Below are 4603 nucleotides of genomic sequence, written 5' to 3' on the forward strand. Positions count from 1 at the left end.
GATTACCGCTACAAATGTAACAATAATAAATGAAATGACAAAACATAATAAGTTAAATATAAACTGATTTATAGATAATTGGCTTTGCAGCTTGCGTTATCGCTACAAATTAATCGAAAATTCAGAACATAATAATAACTCCCCATAGCCTAAGATCTGTGGCTCATTGGAAAAAGAAGAGGCGGTCACCTCTTTCAACTGGCATTTCTTGTTATTCATGCTTGCAAAGTTACGAACAAAGATGCGTTTTTTTGCACCTTTGTTCCCGAAATGAATGCTTTCGTCGCTTTTTTCGTGAACTATAGTTCACAAAATGTCCCTACCTTTGCACTCGCAAACCAGAAGAGGACCTTCCTCCACCTTGGAAAATCATTTGATTCCAACGCGTTTATCTGTTGCACACTACTTTGAGTAGAAGAATTCAGGATGAATACAAATGAATAGACGAAAAATGATAAAAACAAAACAGGCATTGCTCACCATAGCACTTGCCTCAGCACTCTGCGCCCCGGCGCAAAAAGCCCACCGACTGAGCATCCATGACATGTTTGGTATTCTTGATACAGAAAACCGCACCATGAAAGCCAGCGATGCTGCTGTCTCCACAGCCAAGAAAGGTTGGGAGAGTGCCCGTGCCCAACGGTTGCCGGACATCAACACCTCACTCTCGGCGAGCTATATCGGTAATGCGCTCCTTACCGACCGTGACTTTACCAACGTCCACGGACTCTCTTCTCCGCATTTCGGCAACAACTTCGCCCTCGATGCACAGCAGGTCATCTATGCCGGCGGAGCCATCGACGCCGGGATCGAGCTCGCTGCGTTAGGTGTCAAGCAGGCGGAGACCCAGAAAGCCGTGCAGCGCCAGAACCTCCGCTTCGCCGCTATAGGACAGTATTTAGAATTGCAGAAACTCGCCAATCGCGAGCAGGTGGTGAAGAGCAATATTGCTCTCACCCAACGTCTCATCGCCAACATCGAGGACCGACAGCGGCAAGGAGTGGCATTGAAGAATGATGTCACCCGCTATCAGTTGCAGTTGCAGACCTTGCAGTTGCAACTGACAAAGATAGCCAATTACCGCGCCATAGCCAATCATCAGTTGTGCAACACGCTGAACATCAGTGTCAACGACTCCATCGTACCCACAGACGACGTTGCCAACGGTGCTTACGAGAAAGCGGGTGAAGACCGCTGGCAGCAGCAGGCTGCATCATCCTCGCCGCTTCTGCAGCTCAGCGACCTCGGTATCGACATGACACGCAAACAGGAGAAGTTGACACGTAGCGAGATGCTGCCGAAGATAGCCGTGGTGGCTCATGAAGGATTCGACGGCCCCGTCACCTTCGAGCTGCCTCCTGTCAACAAGAACCTCAACACCTGGTATATCGGTGTCGGCGTGACCTATTCGCTCTCCTCACTCTTCAAGAGCGACAAGAAGCTGCATCAGGCCCGTCTCGCCACGCAACAGGCTGTGTTGCAGAAGGAAGTGACGCGCGAACAACTCAACAATCAGGTACAGGCCGCTTACACCGAATATCTCCAGAGCTTCGTGGAGCACAACACGGAAAGGAAGAATGTGGAACTGGCCCAGGAGAACTACCAGGTAGTGAATGACAGATACCTCAACCAGCTGGCGCTTATCACTGATATGATAGATGCCAGCAACACTCTGCTCGATGCACAGCTGCGAGAGGTGGATGCCAAAATCAATATCGCATACAATTATTATAAAATGAAATACGTCGCCGGCGAACTGTAAATCCGGTACACCTTCGTTCCTGATGAACGGAAAAAGAATCACATCAAGAGAAAAATCAGACATGAATAAGAGAAAGCAAATTTTACGGTCGTATAATCTATTGGTCATCGCACTGCTCGTCTTCGGTGCCATCTATGTGTGTGCACGTTTCATCCACTTGGGTGATGTCGTCTACACCGACAACGCAATGACCTATCGCAACATCTCGCCAGTGAACACACGCGTCCAGGGATTCATCAAAGAGATACGCTTCCAGGAGTTTCAGCATGTAAAGAAAGGCGACACCCTGGTCATCATCGAGGACGCTGAGTTCCGTCTGGCATTGGCACAGGCTGAGGCCGGACTGAAAGGTTCCCGTCAGGGCAGCGGTGCGGTGAGTGCGGGCATCAGAACCACCGGCAACAATGTCAACGTGGCCGCTGCCGGCATGGAGGTTGCCTCGGCAGGTATCAGTGAAGCAAAGGAAGACATGGACAATGCCAAGAAAGACTTCAACCGCTTTGCGGCCCTCCTCAGCCGTGGTGCCGTCACCCAACAGCAATACGACAATGCCAAGACCCGCTATGAGCAGGCGCACAGCCGGTGGATGGCTGCCCGTGCCCGGCTCACGCAGGCTTCGGCAAGCCGTACGGCAACGGCAGGGGTCGCAGGGGAGCAGCGTTACCGACTCGGACAGAGCCGCGCCGGAGAGAGTGTCGCCGATGCTCAGTTGAATCTGGCACGCCTCAACCTCTCTTATACAGTCATCACGGCGCCCTGCGACGGATATGTGGGCAGAAAAGACATCTATGTCGGACAGCTCGTGCAGCCCGGACAGCTTCTGACGCGTGTCGTCGACGACGCCGAGGTGTGGGTCATCGCCAACTACCGTGAGTCACAGATGAAGCATGTGAGCAACGGCGAGGCTGTCACCTTCACCTGCGATGCCGTACCCGGTGTGACCTTCAACGGAAAAGTGAAGAGCATCAGTGCCGCCAGCGGTGCCGCCTATGCGGGACAACCCGTAGACAATGCCACGGGAAACTTCGTCAAGGTTGAGCAGCGCGTGCCCGTGCGTATCGAACTGACTCGTGACAACAAAGTCGCTGACATCCGAAAACTGCTCAGTGGACTGAATGTAGAAACAGAAGTACATTATTAATACTGATGGCAGATCCAATGATCGGGCGTCCGTTCGCGATGCCCATGATAAAACCTTTCATCCCCAAAAAGGTCCAGCCCTGGCTGTACCTGCTGTGTGCCGTCATCTTCCAGATGGTGAATACCGTCTATATGGGCTCCATGCAGCAGATGGTGGGCGACCTGGGGATTATGCGGGAAGACGTGTCCTTCATCTTCCTCTGCGGTGTGGTGGGCGTGGCCATGCCTTTCCCCATCCTCTTCCGGCTGAAATTCCGATACACCAACCGGCAGTTGGAACTGTTCTCCATATCGGGAATGATCATCTGTATCCTCCTCACGCTGGCATTGGTCAACTTCACCGACGTAGCTCTCACGCTGCCTTTGATGTGCTTGTTGTCCTATTGCTGTTGCTTCTTCAAGCTGATGGCTACCTTCGAGGTCTTCAGCAATATCCAGTTGTGGATGACGCCCAAGCGCCACTTCGAGATCTTCTTCCCTCTGCTCTATATCGTTGTGTTGGGCGACATGAGCGCAAGCTCATGGATGTCGCAGCAACTCACCTATTACTGTGGATCGTGGCAGGCTACCCAATGGTTTATCGTTGGCGTGCTCCTGCTCGTGCTGCTGTTCATGTACACCTGCACACAGCCGTTCCGCTTCATGAAGCCGCTGCCTTTCATCTCCATCGACTGGCTCGGACTGGCCTTGTGGTCAGCTTTCCTCTTGGAGCTGATATGGCTGTTCAACTATGGGGAGCATTACAACTGGTGGGACAGTGAGCTATGGCTCAACGTCCTGGGAGCAGTCATCGTCACTTTCTATTTTGCCCTACAGCGCATGCGCCACATCCATCATGCCTATCTCGACTACAGAGCCTTCAAATACAAGACGTTGTGGCCGATCCTGTTCATGTTTGGCGTGGCAGAGCTGATGAACTCCACATCAACATCCTTGGAGAGCGTATATACCGGTGCCATCATGCACTGGGGTATGATGACGTTGTCCATACAGAACATCGTGGCCATCATAGGCAGCATGACGGGATGCCTTTTCTGTCTGTGGTGGATGAAAATGCTCCGGCTGCCCTACACGCGCCTGCTGACCATTGGCTTCGGCTTTCTGTTAGTGTATCAGGTCTGCATGTATTTCTACATCACACCGACCCTGAATTTCGAGCGCCTCATCTTCCCCACCTTCATCCGCACCTTCGGCTACGCCATCTTCTTCACCACGCTGACGCTCTACTTAGAGGAGCTCATGCCTTTCCAACATTTCTTCATGGGACTGACGATCGCCGGTTTCGTGAGGAACGGACTGGTCAGTGCCATCGGCGGCGGTCTCTACGGTTTCTCGCTGCGCCGCCATATCGCCGACAACCTCGTCAGCGGTCTGCCCTTCACCGTGTTCGACAGCATGCTCATGGCCATCAAACAGCTCTATGGCGTCACCTGTCTGATAGGCTGTGCCTTCATGCTCTTGCTCATGCTCTGGCATGTGCAGCCGGTACGCAGCACCCTCAAGCGACTGCCCTACTGGAACACCATCGGCAGAGCGATGAGGAAGGAATTGGGAAAAGAATAAAGATAATCATAGTTACTAAAGTTTCCCACTTGCCATTTTACAGGCTTCCGCGAATAATCGCACATTGCAATATGTTGACTGACAAACGATTAATATTTTGAAAATAAAAGTTAACACTCTGTATTAGTGCATAGTCAC

At 51.9% G+C, this 4603-nt stretch carries 3 protein-coding genes; all 3 read left to right on the forward strand.

Annotated elements, in window-relative coordinates; genetic code table 11:
• Positions 1-451 precede the first annotated feature (451 nt).
• The 3 genes from FYJ73_RS15410 (at position 452) to FYJ73_RS15420 (ending at position 4465) form a co-directional block, all read left to right on the forward strand.
• Positions 452-1762, forward strand: coding sequence for a TolC family protein (locus tag FYJ73_RS15410; RefSeq protein WP_154535626.1), 1311 nt, complete (start codon positions 452-454; stop codon positions 1760-1762).
• A gap of 61 nt (positions 1763-1823) precedes the next feature.
• Positions 1824-2903, forward strand: a complete 1080-nt coding sequence (locus tag FYJ73_RS15415; RefSeq protein WP_154535627.1) for an HlyD family secretion protein — start codon at positions 1824-1826, stop codon at positions 2901-2903.
• 5 nt (positions 2904-2908) lie between these two features.
• On the forward strand, positions 2909-4465 hold the full coding sequence (locus FYJ73_RS15420; protein ID WP_154535628.1) for a hypothetical protein: 1557 nt from the start codon (positions 2909-2911) through the stop codon (positions 4463-4465).
• The last annotated feature ends 138 nt before the right edge of the window (positions 4466-4603 follow it).

The sequence above is a fragment of the Hallella mizrahii genome, assembly GCF_009695775.1.
GTDB classification, from domain to species: domain Bacteria; phylum Bacteroidota; class Bacteroidia; order Bacteroidales; family Bacteroidaceae; genus Prevotella; species Prevotella mizrahii.

What these genes read in the sequence shown, in the direction of transcription:
- FYJ73_RS15410 (WP_154535626.1), top strand. Translation starts at nt 452, where the DNA reads ATGATAAAAACAAAACAGGCATTGCTCACCATAGCACTTGCCTCAGCA.
- FYJ73_RS15415 (WP_154535627.1), top strand. Translation starts at nt 1,824, where the DNA reads ATGAATAAGAGAAAGCAAATTTTACGGTCGTATAATCTATTGGTCATC.
- FYJ73_RS15420 (WP_154535628.1), top strand. Translation starts at nt 2,909, where the DNA reads ATGGCAGATCCAATGATCGGGCGTCCGTTCGCGATGCCCATGATAAAA.